The organism is Paratractidigestivibacter sp. (genome assembly GCF_052362415.1).
Classification (GTDB): Bacteria; Actinomycetota; Coriobacteriia; order Coriobacteriales; family Atopobiaceae; genus Paratractidigestivibacter.
Genome location: NZ_DAWEMK010000003.1, coordinates 35943 through 38114, shown reverse-complemented (window position 1 = coordinate 38114; position 2172 = coordinate 35943). Strand labels below are relative to the sequence as shown.

Annotated in this window: 1 protein-coding gene and 1 pseudogene; one reads left to right on the top strand and one right to left on the bottom strand. The window is 68.2% G+C overall.

What is annotated here, in order from left to right; genetic code table 11:
- Positions 1-717: helix-turn-helix transcriptional regulator (locus tag ACT84W_RS00800; RefSeq protein WP_444327889.1), on the bottom strand; the 717-nt coding region annotated here is incomplete at its 3' end.
- Between the two features lie 164 nt (positions 718-881).
- On the opposite strand from ACT84W_RS00800, the pseudogene ACT84W_RS00795 reads away from it, so the two are divergent.
- Positions 882-2172, top strand: a pseudogene (locus ACT84W_RS00795) (hypothetical protein); the annotation flags it as partial.

The following is a 2172-nucleotide window of genomic DNA, read 5'->3' as shown; positions in this document are numbered from 1 at the left end:
CTTGACGTGCTCGTTGATGTCGAAGCCCGCCGGCACCTCGAAGCCCTCCTGCGTCGCCTTCGCCCGCTCGATGCGGTCGAGCCGCAGGGTCCTCGTGGCCTTCGAGCCGTCTTCCTGGATGCAATCGCCGACGACGTAGCCGTGCCCGCGGCACGAGAACGAGCCGTAGGGGAGGAAGGTCCGCTCGGAAGCCCTGCCCCGCGCGTCGCGGTACGAGACTGCGACCGCCTGATGGCTCCCCATGCACTCCACGACGACCTTCGCGGCCTTGGACTCCGCACAGGTGCGCGTCTGGACGGCGCGGTCGGCGGCGCCGAAGTTCCGGTCGATCTTCGCCAGCGCGAAGCGGAGCTCGTCGCCGAAGACAAAGCCCTCGTCCGCGAGCAGGGGCTGGCAGGCGAGGTTGAGAGCCATCGCCTCGAGCGCGCCGAGCTCCGCACCGGCGGCGTAGCTTCGGCACTCGTCGACCTGCCAGCACTTCTCGTTAACGGAGGACACGCTGACTTCCTGCAGGTAAACGCCGGCGGAGTCGAGGGTCTTGCGGTCGCGGCCGAAGTTCTTGCGCGCGGTTGCGGGGGCCTGACCAGGGTAGAAGAGCTCGTAGACGCGCGACGACGGCACTGGCGCGGAGCTGTTCATAAAGAAGACCGCGATGCGGGCGATCTTCTCGGCGTGTGCCTCATCGGCCGAGATGGGGTGCTTGTCCTGTGACGCCACGTGTCCTCCCTGTACGCGCCGGCCCACACATCGGCGAGAAAAAAGGTCATTACGCCGATGCGCGCTCCCGCTATCCACGAAATCCAAATCCTAGACGTATACTCTTTTGATTGTATGCATCACGATGAAGACTGCTCTCTAGACTCTTCCAAAGGACCCTCACAATGGCCATGACACATGACTATCTTGATTACCTCAACGAGAAGGTGGGCATCTGCCCTGCCGGGAGCCAAGAGGAGCTTCAGGCGGCGGACGTCATCGCTGACCTCATGCGGCAGCACGACGTCGAGCCCAGCGTCGAGGAGTTCGACGCGAAGACCTTCGGCGGGACCGTGCCCTCGGTGCTCTACGTGCTGATGTTCATCGGTATCGTGCTGGGCGGAATCGGCGTGCCTGTGCTCACCGCGCTCGGCTTCGTGCTCGCGGTCTGCCCCGCTGCGCTCTTTGTGCTGAAGTATTTCGGCCACGACTTCATCTCGCCGCTCGGCCCGACGACCCGCAGCCAGAACGTCGTCGCCTTCCACAAGGCGTGCGGCCCCATGGTCATCAAGGGCAACCGCCCGATCGTGATCGTCGCCCACTACGACTCCCCGCACGAGAACGTCCTCGCGTCCTCGCCAGCTGCCCGCTTCGTCCCGCTCGCGTGGAAGGTGAGCAAGTACTGCGTCGCGGTCGTCGCGGCCTGCATGCTCTTCCAGGTGCTCGGCTTCCTCCCCGGCAGCTTCCGCCGCTTCATGTGGGTCATCGGCATCCTCGCTGCGCTGCCGCTCGTCGTGCTCGGCGTGACCGGTGTCCTGGAGCACTTCTCGGACTGCACCGACGGCGCGAACGACAACAAGTCCGGCGTCGCCGCCATGCTCGGCGTGCTCGAGAACGTCCGCCCCTCCGGACTGGAGAGCGTCCACGGCCCCGAGAGTATCGACGAGGCCGTCGAGGCGATGAAGGAGGCGGCCGAGAACGCCGCCGCCCGCGCCGCGGCCCAGTCGCCCGACGACCAGCCCGAGATCGCTTATGCCGGCCTCGGCGATAAGCTCGCGAGCATCGAGCCCGCTGAGGGCGCAGATCCCTTCGCCCCGGCCGAGCAGGGCGCGACCGCCATGGCCTCCGGCGATCAGGCCGCAGCTGCCGACCAGGCTCCCGCCGAGGAGGTCGCCGAGGAGGCGCCCGCCGAGCCCGAGTTCATCAAGGTCCCCGGCGAGGTCTTCGGCGTCCGCCACGGCGAGAACATCGTCAAGAGCCTCGGCATGCTGTCCGACGCCTGCGACGTGGAGTACGTCGACCCCGAGCCCGTGCTCGTTCCCGCGCCCGCCCGCAAGCGCCCCGCCCGTCGCGCCGCCGTACGTGCGGCCGCGGCCCCTGCGCAGAGCGTCGCGACTGCCGCCCCGGCCGCCGCGCAGGCCGCCCCGGCGGACCAGCCCGCGGTGAGCCCGACGACTTCCGCCGTGCCCGCGCCTG